The sequence below is a fragment of the Vagococcus entomophilus genome (assembly GCF_003987595.1).
Lineage (GTDB): Bacteria > Bacillota > Bacilli > Lactobacillales > Vagococcaceae > Vagococcus_E > Vagococcus_E entomophilus.
Genome location: NZ_NGJZ01000005.1, coordinates 1 through 17,643 on the forward strand (window position 1 = coordinate 1; position 17,643 = coordinate 17,643).

Sequence of the window (17,643 nt, forward strand, 5' to 3'; positions counted from 1 at the left end):
GACACGAAGTGTGGTGGCGATGGCGAGAAGGATACACCTGTTCCCATGTCGAACACAGAAGTTAAGCTTCTTAGCGCCGATGGTAGTGAAGGGTTTCCCTTTGTGAGAGTAGGACGTTGCCACGCTTTGAAACATTCCGCCATAGCTCAGTTGGTAGTAGCGCATGACTGTTAATCATGATGTCGTAGGTTCGAGTCCTACTGGCGGAGCTAGCAAAAATGGATAAATCGAAAGGTTTATTCATTTTTTGTTTTATAAATAGTTTAAAATAACAATGAGTAAAATAACATATTGACATATGTATATGCCATAGGTATAATCATAAATGTATCAATAAATTGCCGCCTTAGCTCAGCTGGTAGAGCACCACCATGGTAAGGTGGGGGTCGCCGGTTCAAACCCGGCAGGTGGCTTATTATAAAAAGTGTTAAAGTTTTGATTTATCAGAGCGATTAACGCTTTTTTTGTTTTTTGGACAAGAATTTTACGAAAGAATAAAAAAACAGATGAACATAAAATATCATAAATAAATTTTTGAGGTTTTATTATTTTTTGCGATTGTTTCATTTATGTGTATAGCGTTTGTATAATCTTTTGAGTCCTTGTGACCAAATTAGACACTGGTAGTCATTCGTGTGAGTTGAGGCCTGTTTAGCTAAAATGAGCTAGTTCAATTTAATGGGTTACGAGATATTTGTAATATTCTTATTAAACGACATCTAAATTTAATGATCTTTTCTCAATTTGAACTCATTGTTACAATAAATATCCGTTATAATGGTGGTTACAAGTAAGGGGAGGATGTCTTTGAAACAAAATATCCAACGGGATCCGTATTTTGATAATGCAAAGTTTATTTTGATTTTTTTAGTTATTTTCACACATTTTATCCAGCCTTTTGGTTCGGATAATGAAGTGGTTGAAACCCTCTATTTCTTTGTCTATACTTTCCATATGCCTGCTTTTGTTCTGATAGCTGGTTATTTTTCGAAAAAATTTTATCGAGTTGGTTATTTTAAGGATAAAGTGAATAACTTATTGAAGCTCTATCTTTTTTTCCAACTTGCTTATAGTTTGTTCTATTTTTTGATACAAGAAAAAACTAATTTTTCTTTGCAATTAATGTATCCAGAATGGTCATTATGGTTTTTACTCAGTTTATTTTTTTGGAATGTCTTACTACTCGTTTTTTCAAAGTTTCCACCATTTGCGGGGGTGCTTTTTGCTCTCGTGTTGGGGTTGATAAGTGGCTATATAGGAGGGATCGATAGTTTTATGAGTATCTCTCGCACGTTAGTTTTTTTTCCTTTTTATTTGACGGGCTACTATTTAAAACGAAATCATTTTTCGTGGATAAAGGAAAAGATCCCTAAATTCGCCAGTGTGTCTCTATTCCTATTAGTAGGATTGGGCTTTATTTGGGAGAATGATTGGTTGAATAAATATTGGTTATTTGGTTCTCAGCCGTACACACATTTTTTAGAAAATCCTGAATACGGTGCAATAGTCAGATTGCTTGTTTACGTAGTAAGTTTTGTAACCGTTACTGCTTTTTTTACTTTTGTGCCTCAGAAGCACTATTTCTTTACCAAATGGGGTAGAAATACACTATATGCGTATCTATTACATGGCTTTTTCATCAAAACATTCCGTACTTTTGACATTCAAGAATTTCCAATGACTGGGGAAATGTTTTCAGGTATTCTTTTTTTTAGCTTTCTACTCACTACTTTTCTATCCAGTGAAACTGTCTTAAAATATATGGGGGCTTTTAGGTGGTTTAGAATAAAAAGGAAAGCTTATCGATAAGTAAATAAATAAAAAAAATTTTGACAAGTTTTGTGCTGTGAGTTGCATATTTTAGTGTATCGTGTAAGATATATGGTGTAGATAGAAAGGAATGAACAATACACATGACAAAAGAGATTGGAAAAAAAATAATTCAAAAATTTGATAAAAATTTTAGTGAAGATAACAAGCACGTTGCAGTGCAACGTGCTGTAGTTAAAAATGGGATTTTAGCATCTTCTGAAAATCAACAAGCTTATGTTGACAACACTCCTGTTTTTTCTGTGGATTTAGACACTGGAAAAGTGGCGAACCAAAAACAAAGCGGACGGTGCTGGATGTTTGCTGCACTTAATACTTTCCGCCACAGAATTGCCGACAACTTCCGCCTAAAAGATTTTGAGCTATCTCAAAATTATACATTCTTTTGGGATAAGTTTGAAAAAGCTAATTATTTTTATGAAAATATTTTAAAAACGGCAAAAGATTCGTTAACAAGTCGTAAAGTAGCATTTTTACTTGCAACTCCTCAACAAGATGGGGGTCAATGGGATATGCTAGTGGCTCTTATCCAAAAATATGGAATTGTGCCAAAAGCAGTGATGCCAGAATCACAAAGTAGTTCAGCATCTAGTGAGTTAAATAATTTCCTAAATAAAAAATTGCGTAAAGATGCAGTAGTTTTGCGTAAGCTAGTTGCAGAAAATGCTTCAGAATCGGAGATTGCTACAGAAAAAGAAAAAATGTTAGAAGGAATTTATTCCATTTTGGCAACGGCATTAGGTACACCACCAGCAACTTTTGATTTTGAATATCGTGATGAAGACAAAAATTATCATTTAGAAAAAGATTTAACGCCTCAAACATTTTACGATAAGTTTGTGGGTGTGGACTTAAACGAATATGTTAGTATTATCAATGCGCCAACAGCAGACAAACCTTACAATCAATTATATACTGTAGAAATGCTCGGTAATGTTGTAGGTGGCAAAGAAGTACGTCACTTAAATGTTGAAATGTCTCTCTTTAAGAAATTGGCTATTGCTCAGATGCAAGCTGGAGAGTCTGTATGGTTTGGTTGTGATGTCGGTCAATATTCAAATCGTAAGGACGGCATTATGGCACTTGACATGTATAGTGTAGATGAAACGTTTGATGTGGACTTTAAAATGACAAAAGCGGAACGTCTAGACTATGGTGAAAGTTTAATGACACATGCGATGGTTCTGACTGGTGTAGATTTGGTTGAAGGACAATCCACAAAATGGAAAGTAGAAAATAGCTGGGGAGAAAAAGTTGGTTCAAAAGGATACTTTATCATGAGTGACGAATGGATGGATGAGTATACGTATCAAATAGTCGTTCGCAAAGAATTCTTAACGGATGAACTTAAACAAGCTTTAGCTGGAAACGTTACTGTTTTAGAACCATGGGATCCAATGGGAGCTTTGGCATAAATTATTTTTTGATGAAACTAATTATTAGTTGACGAATGTCATTTTTCGTGGTAAAGTTTATTAAAATAAAATGAGAAACACGTTGAGTAGGACAAGTAGATAAGTGATACTTTTTTAAGAGAGTCCTTGGTTGCTGAAAAAGGATAAAAGTCATGTATTGAACACACCTAGGAGTTACTTGTTTGAACAGCTACTATTACTTAGAGCTTATTAAAATATTTCGGGAAGCCCGTTATCGCTGATAGTTACGACTATCTAAGTCTTTTGTTGTGAAGCAAAAGTAAATTGGGGTGGAACCACGTTGAATAAAATTCTCGTCCTCTTGGCATTTTGCCAAGAGGATTTTTTTTATCCAAAATTATTTAAAGGATGTGACGTAATGAACTGGAAAAGAACGCTACCATCAGGTACGAAAGACAAACTATTTAACCAAGCAAGAGGCATTTTTCAAATGGAACAAGAAGTGAGTGAAGTGTTCTTTTCACGTGGGTATCAAAGAGTAGAGACTCCTAGTTTTGAATTTGAAGAGGTGTTTCAAATTCAAAACGCGAATGAACGAGCTTTGTACCGCTTTTTTGATCATAAGAACCGTTTGTTAGCACTAAGACCTGACATGACCCTTCCAATTGGCAGAGTGGTTGCGACTACGCATATAGTACCACCAGTTCATTTGTCTTATAGTGGAAAAGTTTTTCGCTCGAATGATGAGATGACTGGGGAACAAAATGAGCAAACGCAAGCCGGAATCGAAATCATCGGTTTTGATTCTTTGAAAGCAGAACTGGAATGTATCGTTTGTACAAAAGCGGTTTTAAAGAAATTGGAGATTACAGATTTTCATATTGAAATGGGCCATGCTCAAATTTATCAAGAAATTGTTCGAGAACTAAAGCTATCAGAAAAAGAGGAGGCGGAGTTCAAACAGTTTGTTCTAAATAAAAGTATTACCGATTTGAGAAACTTTGTCCGCAAACATCCAAGCTCGTTAGACGAATTTCTAATTGCATTGCCTAAACTTTTTGGTGAGGTTGAACCGATTATTGATCAGGCTAAATCAAAGGTAGACAATCCGATTATATTAGCAGCATTTGACCAATTACTAGCGTTAAACAATGATGCGAGACAATACGATGATTTGCTTTCCTTAACAGTAGATTTAGGACTTGTTCAAAGCTTTCAATATTACTCGGGCATTATTTTTAGAGGATTTGCTGATTTATTACCAGATTACTTTTTAAGTGGGGGAAGATACAACTCACTCTTAGAACAGTTCGGTAGCAATCCACTACCTGCTGTGGGTGTCGCGTTTAATTTAGATACATTAGCCGATTTGAAACAAAAATTGGGCATCTTTTATAAAGAGCAGAAGTTGAAGACGTTGATCCATTTTGACAAATCTCAAATGAAAAAAGCGGAAGAATTTCAAAAAAAGATTCCTTTCAGTAAGTTGAGTCTTTTTGACTCTCTTGAAAATAGTCGGGAGTTTGCTCAAAAATGGCAATATGATACTTTAGTAGTTGTGAAGAGCGAAACGGTCGAACAAATTATGTTAAAGGAGTAAGGAAAATGAAAACAATCACGATTGCTTTAACTAAAGGCCGTTTGGAACAATCAGCGTTGACATTGTTTTCAGCTGCTGGAATTGATTGTTCTTTTATGGCAGATAAGAAGAGAAAATTGATTTTTTTAAGTCCAGATGGGAAATATCGTTTTTTACTGGTAAAAGCTGCAGATGTGGTCACCTATGTCAAACATGGCGTAGCTGATATTGGTGTTGTGGGGAAAGATGTTTTGTTAGAGCATCCATATGGTTACTATGAAATGTTAGATTTAAAAATTGGCAAATGTCGGTTCTGCGTCGCCTCCACTATAGATTATGATCCAACTGATTACAAACGAAAAATAATTGCAACGAAATATCCGACTATTGCCTCACAACATTTTCAGGCAAAAGGAGAAGATGTTGAACTGATTAAAATTGAAGGCTCTGTTGAAATTGCTCCTGTTTTAGGGTTAGCAGATGCGATTGTTGATATTGTCGAAACCGGGACTACATTAGTCGAAAATGGGTTAAAAATCTATGAAGAAATTTGTCCAATATCGGGACGCCTAATTGTAAACAAGGCTTCGTTAAAGCGAAATAAAACATCAATTTTGGCACTAATTAAACAGTTAGAAGTAGAGATACAAAGGAGGCTGAAAAGATGAAGTGGATGATAGATGAAACTCGGATTATTCTGGAACAACTCGCAAGTGAAGCAAAAGAAAGCGGGCGAGAACAAGCGCAATATGAAACCAAAGTAAGAGAAATTTTATGGGAAATTGAAACGCGCGGTCAGGAAGCATTAAAAGAGTATTCAGAAAAGTTTGACAAATTCAAAGGAGACACATTTTTAGTCTCAAAGGAAGAGATCAAAGCTGCTACAAAAAGAGTGGAAACAGAAGTGATGGATGCGCTAAAGCAAGCCAAGCGGAATATTGTATCTTTTCATGAACAGCAAAAACAAGAAGCGTTCATCGATAGTGGTCGAGAAGGCGTACTTAGAGGTCAGTTAATATTGCCATTAGAGGCAGTTGGCGTGTACGTCCCTGGTGGAACAGCTGCTTATCCCTCCTCCGTCTTGATGAATGTCTTGCCTGCTAAAATTGCGGGTGTCAAAAAAATCGTGATGGTAACTCCTCCAAGTGAGACGGGAATTCCTGATGTAATTTTAGCAGCGGCCAATATTGCAGGAGTGGATGAAATTTACCAAGTAGGAGGCGCTCAGGCCATTGCAGCTCTAGCTTATGGTACGACTTGTGTTCCCAAGGTAGATAAAATCGTCGGACCAGGAAATATTTATGTTGCATCGGCTAAAAAATTAGTGTTTGGACACGTCGCAATTGATATGATAGCAGGTCCCTCAGAAATCGGGGTTATTGCGGATGACTCTGCCAACCCAGTCTTTATAGCGGCAGATTTATTGTCTCAGGCAGAGCATGACGAACGTGCGCGTACCTTTTTAGTGACTGATTCGATTGAACTAGCAAAAAAAGTAGAGCAAGAGGTAGAAAAACAACTCGTTACCTTACCTAGAAAAAAAATTGCTGAAAAATCTTTGGCAGATTTTGGGAAGCTAATTGTGGTTAAAAACCTTGAAGAGGCATTTAACGTGATGAATGCATTAGCACCGGAACACTTAGAGATTCAACTTCCAGAACCACTTAGTTATTTACCAAAAATAACCAATGCTGGCTCCGTCTTCCTAGGGAGTTATGCCTCAGAACCAGTGGGAGATTACATTGCTGGTGCCAATCATGTACTCCCAACGAGTGGGACTTCTCGTTTTTATTCGCCACTTGGGGTATATGATTTTATTAAACGAACACAGTTCACTTACTATTCGAAAAAAGCGCTAGAAGAAGATCGCCAAGCTATTCAGATTTTAGCAAGAAAAGAAGGATTAGAAGCACATGCACGCGCGGTAGAAGTTCGTTTTGAGGAGGATAACAAGTAATGAGAAAAGCAGAGAAGACAAGAGAAACAGCAGAAACAAACATTACCTTAAAAATTAATTTAGACCAACAAGAACCAGTGTCCGTTGAAACAGGTATTGGATTTTTTGATCATATGCTTATCTTATTAGCAAGACATGGACGCTTTTCACTTGTGGTAGCAGCAGATGGAGACATTGATGTAGACGCTCATCATACAGTAGAGGATGTGGGGATTGTGCTTGGAGAATGCTTGAGGGAAGCGTTGGGTGAGAAAGCAGGCATCAATCGATATGGGACTAGTTTTGTGCCAATGGATGAAAGCTTAGGCATGGCAGTAGTTGATTTAAGTGGACGGTCTTACTTAGTATTTGATGCGACATTTACAAATCCAAAGCTTGGTTTATTTGATACAGAACTTGCTGAAGAATTTTTCCAAGCATTAGCGTTTAATGTTAAAATGAACTTACACTTGAAAATTTTATACGGAAAAAATACTCATCACCAAATCGAAGCCCTATTTAAAGCAACCGGGAGGGCGCTTCGAGAGGCTGTATCCTATAATTCTGAAATCAAAGGCGTGAACTCTACGAAGGGGTCGTTATTATGATTGTAATTATTGACTATGATACTGGCAATACTAAGAGTGTTCAAAGAGCACTTTTAGCAGTTGGACTTTCAAGTAAAGTTTCAGCAGATCCAGATGAAATTAGAGCAGCCAAAGGACTGGTGCTACCTGGTGTGGGAGCCTATCCACAAGCTATGCAAGCACTTAAAGAGCGCAAACTAGATTTATTAATCAAAGAGGAAGTAAAAAAAGGTAAACCATTACTGGGCATTTGCTTGGGAATGCAACTCTTGCTTGAAGGAAGCATGGAATATGGCTTTTCGGAAGGATTAGGACTGATTGAAGGGATTTGTGAACCTTTGCCAAAAGAAAATAATTTTCCAGTTCCACATGTCGGTTGGAATCAGTTAACGATTACAAGTTCTAACAAGCTAGTTGTAGGCTTACAGGATCAATTTGTGTACTTTGTTCATTCCTACTATGCAGACTGTGAACCAGAGTATATCGATGCTGTGGCACAATATTCATTAAAAATACCAGCGATTATTTCTTCAGGTCATGTTTTTGGTATTCAGTTTCACCCTGAGAAGAGCGGGGAAGTTGGATTGGAGCTTTTGAAAAAGTTTAAGGAGGTCGTAGAAGATGAACATCTTACCGGCAATTGATTTACGTGATGGCAAATGTGTCCGACTTTACCAAGGGGATTTTTCAAAAGAAACAATTGTTAATGAAAACCCAGTAGTGCAAGCAAAGGAATTTGAACGAAAAGGGCTAAAGTATTTGCACGTTGTAGACTTAGATGGTGCATTAGCGGGACGAGCTGTCAATGCCCAAGTAATTAAAGACATCAAAAAGTCAACGACCCTAAAGATGGAAGTTGGTGGGGGAATTCACTCATTTGAACAGATCGAAGCATATGTTAACGCAGGGATTGACCGAGTGATTATCGGCTCTAAAGCTTTGACGGACCCGCAATTTGTCAGGCAAGCAGTTAAGCTATATGGTGATAAAATTGCGGTTGGAATTGATGCGAAAGAGGGATATGTAGCGACAAGAGGCTGGAAAGAAGTGAGCCAAGTCCACTTTTTGACATTTGCAAAAGAGGTTCAAAAAATAGGTGTCCAAACAATTATTTATACAGATATCGCCAAAGACGGGACATTATCAGGGCCTAACTTAGCAGACTACCGTACTTTGAAGCAGACTGTTAAGATGCAGATTATTGCTTCGGGTGGTGTTAGCAAATTAGCAGACTTACTAGAATTAAAAAAATTAAATCTTTATGGAGCGATTGTAGGTAAAGCTTATTATAGTGGAAATATCACGGCCAAACAGATGAAGGAGGTCGAAGTATAATGCTAGCTAAACGAGTTATTCCTTGTTTAGATGTGACGGACGGTAGAGTAGTTAAGGGGGTAAATTTTGTTGAGCTAACGGACGTGGGAGATCCTGTTGCAGTTGCTAAAGCCTATGGCGATCAAGGAGCAGATGAACTGTTTTTTTTAGATATTACGGCAACGAGTAGTAATCGAAAAACCATGATAGATGTAATAAAGCGTACGGCAAAAGAAGTGTTCATTCCTTTCACAGTTGGCGGGGGGATTCGCAGTGTTTCGGATATGAAAGACCTGCTAAGTGCAGGAGCGGATAAAATTGCGCTTAATTCTCAAGCAGTTGCAACGCCAACACTCATTTCAGAAGGTGCCAAAAAATTTGGCAATCAATGTATTGTAGTGGCCATTGATGCAAAAAAAATCGGAAGCTCTTGGCATGTTTTTGTGCATGGGGGACGAAAAGACACCGGTCTAGACGTGGTCGAATGGGCGCAAAAAGTGGTAGAGTTAGGTGCAGGAGAAATTTTACTGACGAGTATGGATGGGGACGGCACCAAAGATGGTTATGACATTGAACTGACGAAAATAGTCAGCGAAGCGGTAGGGGTTCCTGTTATTGCCTCTGGCGGTTGTGGTTCGGTTGAGGATATCGAAGAAGTATTTGTAAAAACAAGAGCAACGGCTGCCCTAGCTGCAAGTATTTTCCACTATGGAACTTTGACAATACCAGAAGTAAAAGAGCAACTGAAGCAAAAAGGAGTGTGGGTTAGAGCATGACAAATAACCAAGTAGATTTTTCAAAAGGCTTAGTTCCAGCGATACTGATTGAGGAGCAGAGTAAGGAGGTTTTGATGCTTGCTTATATGAATGAAGAGAGTTATCAGAAGACTTTGGAAACAGGTGATGCATGGTTTTATTCGCGCTCAAGAAATTCTTTATGGCATAAAGGTGCGACGAGTGGACATATTCAAAAAGTAGTAAAAATTATGACAGATTGTGATCGAGATACGCTCTTAATTACCGTACATCCATTAGGACCAGCTTGCCATACAGGAGCAAAGAGTTGTTTTTTTAATCTGATAGAAGAAAAAAATGAGGAGGAAAAAGAATGATTGAGGAACTGTATCAAGAAATAAAATCTAGAAAGCAAGTACCAAAAGAAGGATCTTATACTAATTATTTGTTTGATAAAGGACTAGACAAAATTTTAAAAAAAGTTGGGGAAGAGGCTACCGAAGTAGTAATTGCAGCAAAAAATGATAAGGCAGAGTTGATTGCTGAAATTTCAGATCTTACGTATCATATATTAGTGTTACTTGCAGAAAAAGAAATTGCTTTAGAAGAAATTCGAGAAGAATTGGGCAAAAGAGAAGGAAAAATCAGCAAAACAAAAGATCGCAAAGAAATTACCGATTTATAAAAAGAGGGTAGTATTAAGGAGAAACAAAAATGGACATAGCATGGAGAGTTCTACCAGCACTAATCGAGGCATCTGGAATCACTTTGAAATTATTTGGGATTACCTTACTTTTTTCTTTACCATTGGGACTTCTTGTTGGATTGGGTTCAACTTTGTCTTTCAAACCGTTAAAAGCAATTATTGGAGGCTATATTTGGATTATCCGTGGGACTCCCTTACTGTTACAAATGTTTTTCATATTTTATGGTTTGCCGTTATTTAGCGAGATACGCTTTGAGCGACTGGATGCTGCAATTCTGGCTTTTGTGATAAATTACACGGCCTATTATGCAGAGATATTTCGTGGCGGGATTGAAGCGATTGGAAATGGACAATATGAGGGAGCGAAAGTACTAGGCTTAACCAACTTTCAAACCATTCGAAAAATCATTATTCCTCAAGTACTTAAAATTGTGTTACCATCTGTTGGCAACGAAGTGATTACCCTCGTAAAAGATACTTCTTTAGTATATGCAGTAGGTTTGAGCGATATTATGCGAACGGGACAAATTGCGCTCCAACGGGAAGTGAGTATTATTCCACTTATAGTAGTGGCGTTGATTTACTTAGTGCTAACGGGAATTGTCACGATAATTTTGAAATTTATTGAACGGAAATATAGTTATTATAAGTAAGTGAGGACAAAGCAATGATTGAAATAAAAAATTTGAGCAAGTCGTTTGGGGACAAAAAGATTTTAAAAGATATTTCGCTTCGTTTAGAAGACAGTGAAATAGTAGCGATAGTTGGTCCTTCTGGTGGAGGAAAAACAACTTTACTTCGCTGTATTAGTGGATTAGAAACAATGGATCACGGAGAGATATTTATTGATCAAAAGCAGGTAGATCCGACCAAACACCAAAATGGTGAAAATTTAATTGGTGTAGTTTTTCAAGATTTCAATCTTTTCCCACATCTGACTGTAATTGAAAATTTATTATTAGCACCTACAATGGTATTAAAAAAGGAGAAAGAACAGCTGACAAAAGAAGCAATCGACTTGTTAACGGCTCTTTCATTAGAAGGCAAAGAAGCTCAATATCCTTTCGAACTTTCTGGTGGACAAAAGCAACGTGTAGCAATCGCTCGAGCACTACTGATGGAGCCAAAGGTACTTTGTTATGATGAACCGACAAGTGCCCTTGATCCCGATTTGCGTGATAGTGTCGCAGAAACCATTTTGAACTTAAAAAAAGAAGGCGTTACACAAATTATCGTCACTCATGATCATGAGTTTGCGAGGAAAATTGCAGATCAACTAATCGAAGTAGAACCGATTAAGTAGGAGGAAAAAATGAAAAAGAAATTATTGATTGTTTTGGTAATGATTTGTTGTATAGGAATGTTAGGAGCGTGCAGCAAGAAGAGCAGTAGTAAGAGTAGTACTCTAGGCTGGGCAGAATTGAAAAAGAAGGGGACAGTTGTGGTCGGGGTAGATGACTCCTTTGTCCCAATGGGGTTCCGTGATGATAAAAACCATTTGGTTGGGTTTGACATTGATTTGGCTAAAGCAGTTTTTAAAGAGCTAGGAGTAAAGGTAAAGTTTCAGGCAATTGAGTGGTCTATGAAGGAGACCGAGCTGAAAAATGGGTCGATCGATGTGATCTGGAATGGCTACACCATGACCAATGACCGAAAAGAAAAAGTATCTTTTACAAACCCATATTTAAAAAATGACCAAATTGTTGTGAGCCTGAAAAAAAATAACATCACAACAATTGAACAGCTAAAAAATAAAGTATTAGGGGTCCAGCAAGGCTCAAGTGGTGCGGATGCATTAAATGACTCACCAGCACAACTGTTAAATAAAATCAAAGACCAAACTCCTGTACTCTATGACACGTATGCAGAAGCATTCTTAGATTTAAAGTCGGGCAGAATTGATGGACTATTAATTGACCGCGTATTTGCAGAGTATTATATTTCTCATGAAAAATCTGAGAAAGAGTACGCAACGATGAAGACATCTTTTGCAACTGAAAATTATGCGATTGGCGTACGTAAAGGAGATTCGGCATTTGTTAAGGCGCTAAATCAAGCGCTAAAAACAAATTACGAAAACGGAAAAGCCAAAGAAATTAGTGAAAAATGGTTTGGTGAAGACAAAATTGTTCCCCAAAAGTAAAGTAGCATAAAGCATCCATTTAGAGTGAGAGGACCGCGCCACTTCTCATTTCTAAAGCGATGCTTTTTTATTTTTGATTGTTCAATTCCGTAAAAAGTAATTTTCATTTAACAATCTTTCATGTATAATGAAAAGAGTTGTAATGATTCGGTAAATGTTGTGAGGAGGTTTTGCTTTGGCTGATAATTCCAAAGATCCATTTCAAAATAGAAAAGACAATCAAGAAGACATACAAAACTTGGACAATCAAAAATCCAAAACGTTGAACGTAGATCAAGAAGAATTTCAAGAAAAAAATATAGATGAAGAACAAGTAGATAAAGACCATACTAAAGAAAAAGAAGGCGGGGAAGAGTCCATTACTCCTTCAAGAAATAAAAGAAAAGAGTCCATGGAGAAACAAGTAAAAATGAAAAATAAAGAAGACAAGATGGTCAGAAAAATAGTGACAATCGTGGTATCTGTATTGGTACTATGTATCGTAGTGGCAGGAATTTCTTTTTATTTTTATTTTAAAGCCGGTTTGGAACCGTTAAATAAAGAGAATAAATCTTTAATACAAGTCGAAATTCCCTCAGGGACTACGAGCAAAGGAATTGGCAGTATTCTTGAGGAGAAAAAAGTAATCAAGAGTGGTTTTGTATTTAGCTACTATATCAAGAAAAATAATTTGTCGGATTTTAAAGCCGGTTACTACCAGTTTTCACCGAGTATGACGCTATCTGAAATTAGTGCCTTGCTCCAAGAAGGGGGAACAGCTGATCCAGAAGCTTTGGCTGATGCAAAAATACAAATTCCAGAAGGCTATTCACTGGAACAAATTGCAACCTTGATTGGCAAGAAAACGAAATTTAGTAAAGACGATGTGCTGGCATTGTTAAAGGATGAAACGTTTTTTAATAAAATGTTGAAAAAATATCCTCAACTTTTAACAAGTACATCCGAGGTAAATAACACAAGATACAAGCTAGAAGGTTACTTATTCCCAGCAACCTATAATTATTACAAAAAAAATAGCTTAGAATCGTTGATCGAGCAGATGATTAAAGCTTCTAACAATGTAATGGAAAAATACTATGATAAAATTACTCAATCAAAAAAATCAGTCCAACAAACATTGACACTTGCCTCGTTGGTTGAAAAAGAGGGAGTTACCACAGCAGATAGACAAAAAATAGCACAAGTATTTTACAATCGGATGGACAAAGAGATGCCACTTCAATCAGATATTAGTGTTTTGTATGCATTAGGAACGCATAAAGAATTTCTCTCTAATAAGGATACACAGGTAGACTCACCTTATAATCTATATTTGAACAAAGGATATGGTCCAGGTCCTTTCAATAATCCTAGTGAAGATGCGATTATGGCTGTGTTAAACCCAGATATCAATGTATCAGATTTGTATTTCTTGGCTGACACATCGACTGGAAAAGTTTATTTTGCGAAAACTTATGAAGAGCATTTAAAATTGAAAAAACAATATATTGATGATAAAACGAAGTAGAAAACTAATAAACGTCAATTAAATATTTACTTTTTTGCTTACTCGTGGTAATCTTTTGAGTATTAAATGACGAATCTGCTTATAAGCGAATCCGTTATAGTAAAATTGTATAAATTGAGGAGCAACGAACATGGTAGAAAAAGTATATCCAATGACAATAGAAGGTAAGCAAAAGTTAGAAGAAGAATTAGAACAATTAAAAACTGAAAAAAGAAAAGAAATTGTGGAGAGAATTAAGATTGCACGCAGTTTTGGAGACCTATCTGAAAACTCAGAATATGAGTCTGCTAAAGATGAACAAGCATTTGTGGAAGGTAGAATTACAACCCTTGAAACAATGATTCGTTTTGCACAAATCATTGACAATGAAGGTGTCGATTCAGATGAAGTTTCACTTGGGAAAAAAGTTGTTTTCCAAGAGCTACCTGATGGTGATGAAGAGGAATATATCATTGTTGGGAGTGCTGAGGCAGATCCTTTTTCTGGGAAAATTTCCAATGACTCCCCAATTGCAAAAGCTTTGATTGGGAAACGTGTGGGTGACAATGTGATTATTAGTACACCTGGTGGCGACATGAATGTAAAAATCACCCAAGTATCTTAATACTAAAAAAGGAGAGTAGAGCAATCGTTCTACGCTCTTTTTTCTTTTTATCAACAAACTCAGTCTTAAGATGTAGTGGAGATTCAGACTCTGGTTCTGCACATTTTTAAGAAAAGTATTGTATAATTAGTGAAGAATTCAATATGAGGAGTATATAAATGAAAAATTCTTGGAAACTTTTTCTGATTATAGAGCTAGCCTTGCTGTTGCTTTTTCTTTGGCAGATCTTTCATGAACCGAATGTGCTATTTTGTACAGTTGTACTCGGATTTATTAGCTCAATGGAAGTAAAAAAGAAAAAACGAAGAGGGGCGTTTCATCAATTTATTTTTGTATCGAGTATTTTGTTGCTGATATTTTGCTTGTTTAGCATCCCTGCCACGTGGTTATTTTTGACTGTTACACTATTGTTTATTGTGTTAAAGGGGGCAGAGCTCTCTGGTTCTCTTTTTGGAACTCAAAATATTTGGATGAAAAAAGGTATTCATATCATACAAACAGAAGAACCTAGTGAAAAATCAGGAAAAAGAGCGAAACACAATTGGTTTGGCAATCAACACATAGGGGATCACGTATATGAATGGGATGACCTAAACTTTTTCATCTTTGCTGGAGATACGATTATTGACTTAGGAAATACGCTACTGCCTAAAACAGATAATGTCATTATGATGAGAAAAGGCTTTGGGAGAACCAGAATTCTGGTACCACAAGGGATAGCAATTTCTGTGATTGGTTCCTCTTTAAACGGGAAATTAACATTTGAAGGTCAAACATATTCTTTGTTCAATGAAACAATGAACGTATATAGTGAGGATTATGATACTAATGACCGTAGAATCAAAATTGTTTCAAGTACATTGCTAGGGGATATCGAGGTGATTCGCACATGATTGCCAAGATGTCACGGTTGACTATTTTTCTATATACTTTTTTATTGTTGTTATTGTTGCTCTTTTTTTCTGGAATTTTATTTTTTCATGGTGTTGGAGTGAAAAATTGGCTAGTAGCCTTTGTTCAAGTGAAAATTTTCTACATTCCAATCAGTGCGTATTTATTTTTCTTAGCCTTTTCGATAAGTCTTTTTATTAATATTGTATTGTATTTTATTCGTCGGACACAATATGGTAGGTTAGAAGAAAACATTCGCATCTTATCTTCTGAAAATTATGATATTCCTTTATTTGAGAAAAAGATTCCTCATGCAGAGGATGATGAATACATTCCTGAGATTGAAAAAGATTTAAAAAAAATCAAACAAAAAATGCTTTCGATGTCACAAGAATTACAGGTGCTATCTAGCAAGCCAGAACTTGTCAAAGGCGAATCTAAAGAGATGATTTTACAAGAAGAAAGGAAACGTTTAGCTAGAGAATTGCATGATTCAGTAAGCCAACAACTATTTGCTGCGACGATGATGCTTTCTGCAGTAACAGAAGAAGCGGATAAGCAAGAGATTTCTCCAAGTTTATACAAACAGTTAAAAATGGTTTCAGGGATTATTAATACCTCACAATCAGAGATGAGAGCATTGTTACTTCACCTAAGGCCAATTAATCTTGAAGGAAAAAGCTTGAAAAAAGGCATTGAACAATTATTAGTAGAGCTAAAGACAAAGATTAAAATTGATTTATTTTGGGAAATTGATGATGTAGTACTCCCTATGGGGATTGAAGACCATCTGTTTCGTATCGTTCAAGAATTGCTTTCAAATACATTGAGGCACGCTAAAGCCAGTTCACTGGATGTGTTTTTAAATCAGACGACTGAGAGTGTTTCACTGAGAGTAGTGGATGATGGGGTTGGTTTTGATGTGAATCAAAAAAAATTAGGCAGTTATGGCCTGCAAAATATTTGTGAGCGAGTGAGTGGCATGGGCGGTAGTTGTAAAATAATTAGTTTTAAAAATAAAGGAACAAGTATAGAAATTAAAATTCCGATAGCAAAGGGTGAAGTTGGATGATTCGTGTGTTATTAGTGGATGATCATGAAATGGTACGATTGGGAGTTTCTTCTTATTTGTCTATTCAAGAAGATATTCAAGTAGTAGCAGAAGCAGAAAATGGACAAATTGGGTATGAAAAGGCACTTTCACTGAAACCAGATGTTATCTTGATGGATTTAGTAATGGAAGTGATGGATGGGATAGAGTCTACTAAGAACATTTTGTCCGAATGGCCAGAAGCTAAAATTATTATTGTGACAAGTTTTATTGATGATGAGAAGGTGTATCCTGCTATTGAAGCAGGGGCAGCCGGATATTTGCTTAAAACTTCCAGTGCCAAAGAGATAGCAGATGCGATTAGGGCGACTTGTCGCGGCGAACGTGTTTTAGAACCAGAAGTAACGGGTAAAATGATGGAACGTTTAACTAAACCTAAAGTACCAATGTTGCATGAAGATTTAACCAATCGTGAACGCGAAATTTTGATGCTGATTTCAGAAGGAAAAAGCAACCAGGAAATTGCCGATGAATTATTTATTACATTAAAGACGGTTAAGACACATGTTTCTAATATTTTAGCAAAACTTGATGTAGATGATCGAACACAAGCAGCAATCTATGCGTTTAAACATAATTTGGTCGAATAACTGGCTGAGAAGTAGAGGAGTAGAACATGAAAAAAAATTTTGCGATTATCGGTTTAGGGCGTTTTGGTGGGAGTATTTGTCGCACGCTGATTGAGGCGGGACAAGAAGTTTTAGTAATGGATAAAAGCGAAGAGCGTGTCAATGAATACATGAATATTGCGACGCATGCTGTTATGGCAAATGCCCAAGATGAAGCGACTTTGAAGTCTCTGGGTATTCGCAACTTTGACCACGTCATTGTGGCGATTGGGGAAGATATTCAAGCGAGTATTTTGGTGACGTTAATGGCTAAAGAGTTGGGTGTACCCTTTATTACAGCGAAAGCACAAAATGAATATCATGCCCGTGTTCTGGAAAAAATTGGTGCAGATAAAGTAGTCCATCCAGAAAGAGATATGGGGAAAAGAATCGCACATCATTTAGTCTCAAAAAATATTTTGGATTATTTAGAACTTTCAGATGAATTTTCATTAGCAGAGATTCGAGTAACCAATAAAAAGTTCTGTCAAAAGTCGCTATTAACATTAAATTTTAGACAAAAATTCAATGTTACAGTTGTTGCGATTAGACGTGGTAAAAATGAGTTGATTGTTTCTCCCAGTGCGAGCGAAATTGTTCTAATAGAGGACTGCTTGCTAGTAGTGGGGTCAACTGACTGTGTGCGCAATCTGGATGATAAGCTTGGTTCTACCTAATGTAAGCACATTCTTTTTCCAATGATTGTGACTGTGATAA

General features: G+C 36.7%; 20 protein-coding genes, 2 tRNA genes, 1 rRNA gene and 1 other annotated feature. All 23 genes read left to right on the forward strand.

Going from position 1 to position 17,643, the window contains the following annotated elements; genetic code table 11:
• Nucleotides 1–9 precede the first annotated feature (9 nt).
• The 23 genes from rrf to CBF30_RS11300 all read left to right on the forward strand — a co-directional run bounded on the left by rrf (nucleotide 10) and on the right by CBF30_RS11300 (nucleotide 17,603).
• Nucleotides 10–125: ribosomal RNA gene (rrf, locus tag CBF30_RS11185) — 5S ribosomal RNA — on the forward strand.
• Between the two features lie 10 nt (nucleotides 126–135).
• Nucleotides 136–209 (forward strand) — tRNA-Asn (locus CBF30_RS11190).
• Between the two features lie 131 nt (nucleotides 210–340).
• Nucleotides 341–413 (forward strand) — tRNA-Thr (locus CBF30_RS11195).
• Nucleotides 414–807: 394 nt separating this feature from the next.
• The gene (locus CBF30_RS11200) at nucleotides 808–1,809 is read left to right on the forward strand and encodes an acyltransferase family protein (RefSeq protein WP_170169016.1); all 1,002 of its coding nucleotides are present in this window, start codon (nucleotides 808–810) and stop codon (nucleotides 1,807–1,809) included.
• Between the two features lie 104 nt (nucleotides 1,810–1,913).
• Nucleotides 1,914–3,245 (forward strand): C1 family peptidase, encoded by a 1,332-nt coding sequence (locus CBF30_RS11205; RefSeq protein ID WP_126826808.1) that lies wholly within the window; start codon nucleotides 1,914–1,916, stop codon nucleotides 3,243–3,245.
• Nucleotides 3,246–3,318: 73 nt separating this feature from the next.
• Nucleotides 3,319–3,570 (forward strand) — a binding site (T-box leader).
• A 54-nt stretch (nucleotides 3,571–3,624) separates the two neighbouring features.
• Nucleotides 3,625–4,806 carry an ATP phosphoribosyltransferase regulatory subunit gene (hisZ, locus tag CBF30_RS11210; protein ID WP_126826811.1) on the forward strand — a complete coding sequence of 394 codons (1,182 nt, stop codon included), beginning with the start codon at nucleotides 3,625–3,627 and terminating at the stop codon, nucleotides 4,804–4,806.
• A 5-nt stretch (nucleotides 4,807–4,811) separates the two neighbouring features.
• Entirely contained in the window at nucleotides 4,812–5,453 is a 642-nt protein-coding gene (gene hisG, locus CBF30_RS11215; RefSeq protein ID WP_126826814.1) for an ATP phosphoribosyltransferase, read from the forward strand.
• Nucleotides 5,450–6,742 (forward strand): histidinol dehydrogenase, encoded by a 1,293-nt coding sequence (gene hisD, locus CBF30_RS11220; protein WP_126826817.1) that lies wholly within the window; start codon nucleotides 5,450–5,452, stop codon nucleotides 6,740–6,742. The genes hisG and hisD overlap by 4 nt, the downstream gene beginning before the upstream one ends.
• Entirely contained in the window at nucleotides 6,742–7,329 is a 588-nt protein-coding gene (hisB, locus tag CBF30_RS11225; RefSeq protein WP_126826820.1) for an imidazoleglycerol-phosphate dehydratase HisB, read from the forward strand. The genes hisD and hisB overlap by 1 nt, the downstream gene beginning before the upstream one ends.
• Nucleotides 7,326–7,952, forward strand: a complete 627-nt coding sequence (gene hisH / locus CBF30_RS11230) for an imidazole glycerol phosphate synthase subunit HisH (protein ID WP_126826823.1) — start codon at nucleotides 7,326–7,328, stop codon at nucleotides 7,950–7,952. The genes hisB and hisH overlap by 4 nt, the downstream gene beginning before the upstream one ends.
• Nucleotides 7,930–8,643 (forward strand): 1-(5-phosphoribosyl)-5-[(5-phosphoribosylamino)methylideneamino]imidazole-4-carboxamide isomerase, encoded by a 714-nt coding sequence (gene hisA, locus CBF30_RS11235; RefSeq protein ID WP_126826826.1) that lies wholly within the window; start codon nucleotides 7,930–7,932, stop codon nucleotides 8,641–8,643. The genes hisH and hisA overlap by 23 nt, the downstream gene beginning before the upstream one ends.
• Nucleotides 8,643–9,398 (forward strand): imidazole glycerol phosphate synthase subunit HisF, encoded by a 756-nt coding sequence (gene hisF, locus CBF30_RS11240; RefSeq protein ID WP_126826829.1) that lies wholly within the window; start codon nucleotides 8,643–8,645, stop codon nucleotides 9,396–9,398. The genes hisA and hisF overlap by 1 nt, the downstream gene beginning before the upstream one ends.
• On the forward strand, nucleotides 9,395–9,733 hold the full coding sequence (gene hisI, locus CBF30_RS11245) for a phosphoribosyl-AMP cyclohydrolase (RefSeq protein WP_126826832.1): 339 nt from the start codon (nucleotides 9,395–9,397) through the stop codon (nucleotides 9,731–9,733). The genes hisF and hisI overlap by 4 nt, the downstream gene beginning before the upstream one ends.
• Nucleotides 9,730–10,041 (forward strand): phosphoribosyl-ATP diphosphatase, encoded by a 312-nt coding sequence (gene hisE / locus CBF30_RS11250; protein ID WP_126826835.1) that lies wholly within the window; start codon nucleotides 9,730–9,732, stop codon nucleotides 10,039–10,041. Before hisI ends, hisE begins: the two co-directional genes overlap by 4 nt.
• A gap of 29 nt (nucleotides 10,042–10,070) precedes the next feature.
• The gene (locus tag CBF30_RS11255) at nucleotides 10,071–10,715 is read left to right on the forward strand and encodes an amino acid ABC transporter permease (RefSeq protein WP_126826838.1); all 645 of its coding nucleotides are present in this window, start codon (nucleotides 10,071–10,073) and stop codon (nucleotides 10,713–10,715) included.
• Nucleotides 10,716–10,729: 14 nt separating this feature from the next.
• Nucleotides 10,730–11,365: an amino acid ABC transporter ATP-binding protein gene (locus CBF30_RS11260; protein WP_126826843.1), complete on the forward strand. Its 636-nt coding sequence runs from the start codon at nucleotides 10,730–10,732 to the stop codon at nucleotides 11,363–11,365.
• Between the two features lie 9 nt (nucleotides 11,366–11,374).
• A complete protein-coding gene (locus CBF30_RS11265; RefSeq protein WP_126826846.1) occupies nucleotides 11,375–12,205 on the forward strand; it encodes an amino acid ABC transporter substrate-binding protein in 831 nt (276 codons plus the stop codon).
• 391 nt (nucleotides 12,206–12,596) lie between these two features.
• Nucleotides 12,597–13,712: an endolytic transglycosylase MltG gene (mltG, locus tag CBF30_RS11275; protein ID WP_126826852.1), complete on the forward strand. Its 1,116-nt coding sequence runs from the start codon at nucleotides 12,597–12,599 to the stop codon at nucleotides 13,710–13,712.
• A 130-nt stretch (nucleotides 13,713–13,842) separates the two neighbouring features.
• On the forward strand, nucleotides 13,843–14,316 hold the full coding sequence (gene greA, locus CBF30_RS11280; protein ID WP_126826855.1) for a transcription elongation factor GreA: 474 nt from the start codon (nucleotides 13,843–13,845) through the stop codon (nucleotides 14,314–14,316).
• A gap of 158 nt (nucleotides 14,317–14,474) precedes the next feature.
• Nucleotides 14,475–15,209: a cell wall-active antibiotics response protein LiaF gene (gene liaF / locus CBF30_RS11285; RefSeq protein WP_126826858.1), complete on the forward strand. Its 735-nt coding sequence runs from the start codon at nucleotides 14,475–14,477 to the stop codon at nucleotides 15,207–15,209.
• A complete protein-coding gene (locus tag CBF30_RS11290) occupies nucleotides 15,206–16,279 on the forward strand; it encodes a sensor histidine kinase (protein WP_126826861.1) in 1,074 nt (357 codons plus the stop codon). Before liaF ends, CBF30_RS11290 begins: the two co-directional genes overlap by 4 nt.
• A complete protein-coding gene (locus tag CBF30_RS11295) occupies nucleotides 16,276–16,908 on the forward strand; it encodes a response regulator transcription factor (protein ID WP_126826863.1) in 633 nt (210 codons plus the stop codon). The genes CBF30_RS11290 and CBF30_RS11295 overlap by 4 nt, the downstream gene beginning before the upstream one ends.
• 26 nt (nucleotides 16,909–16,934) lie before the next feature.
• Nucleotides 16,935–17,603, forward strand: a complete 669-nt coding sequence (locus tag CBF30_RS11300; RefSeq protein ID WP_126826865.1) for a potassium channel family protein — start codon at nucleotides 16,935–16,937, stop codon at nucleotides 17,601–17,603.
• Nucleotides 17,604–17,643: the final 40 nt, after the last annotated feature.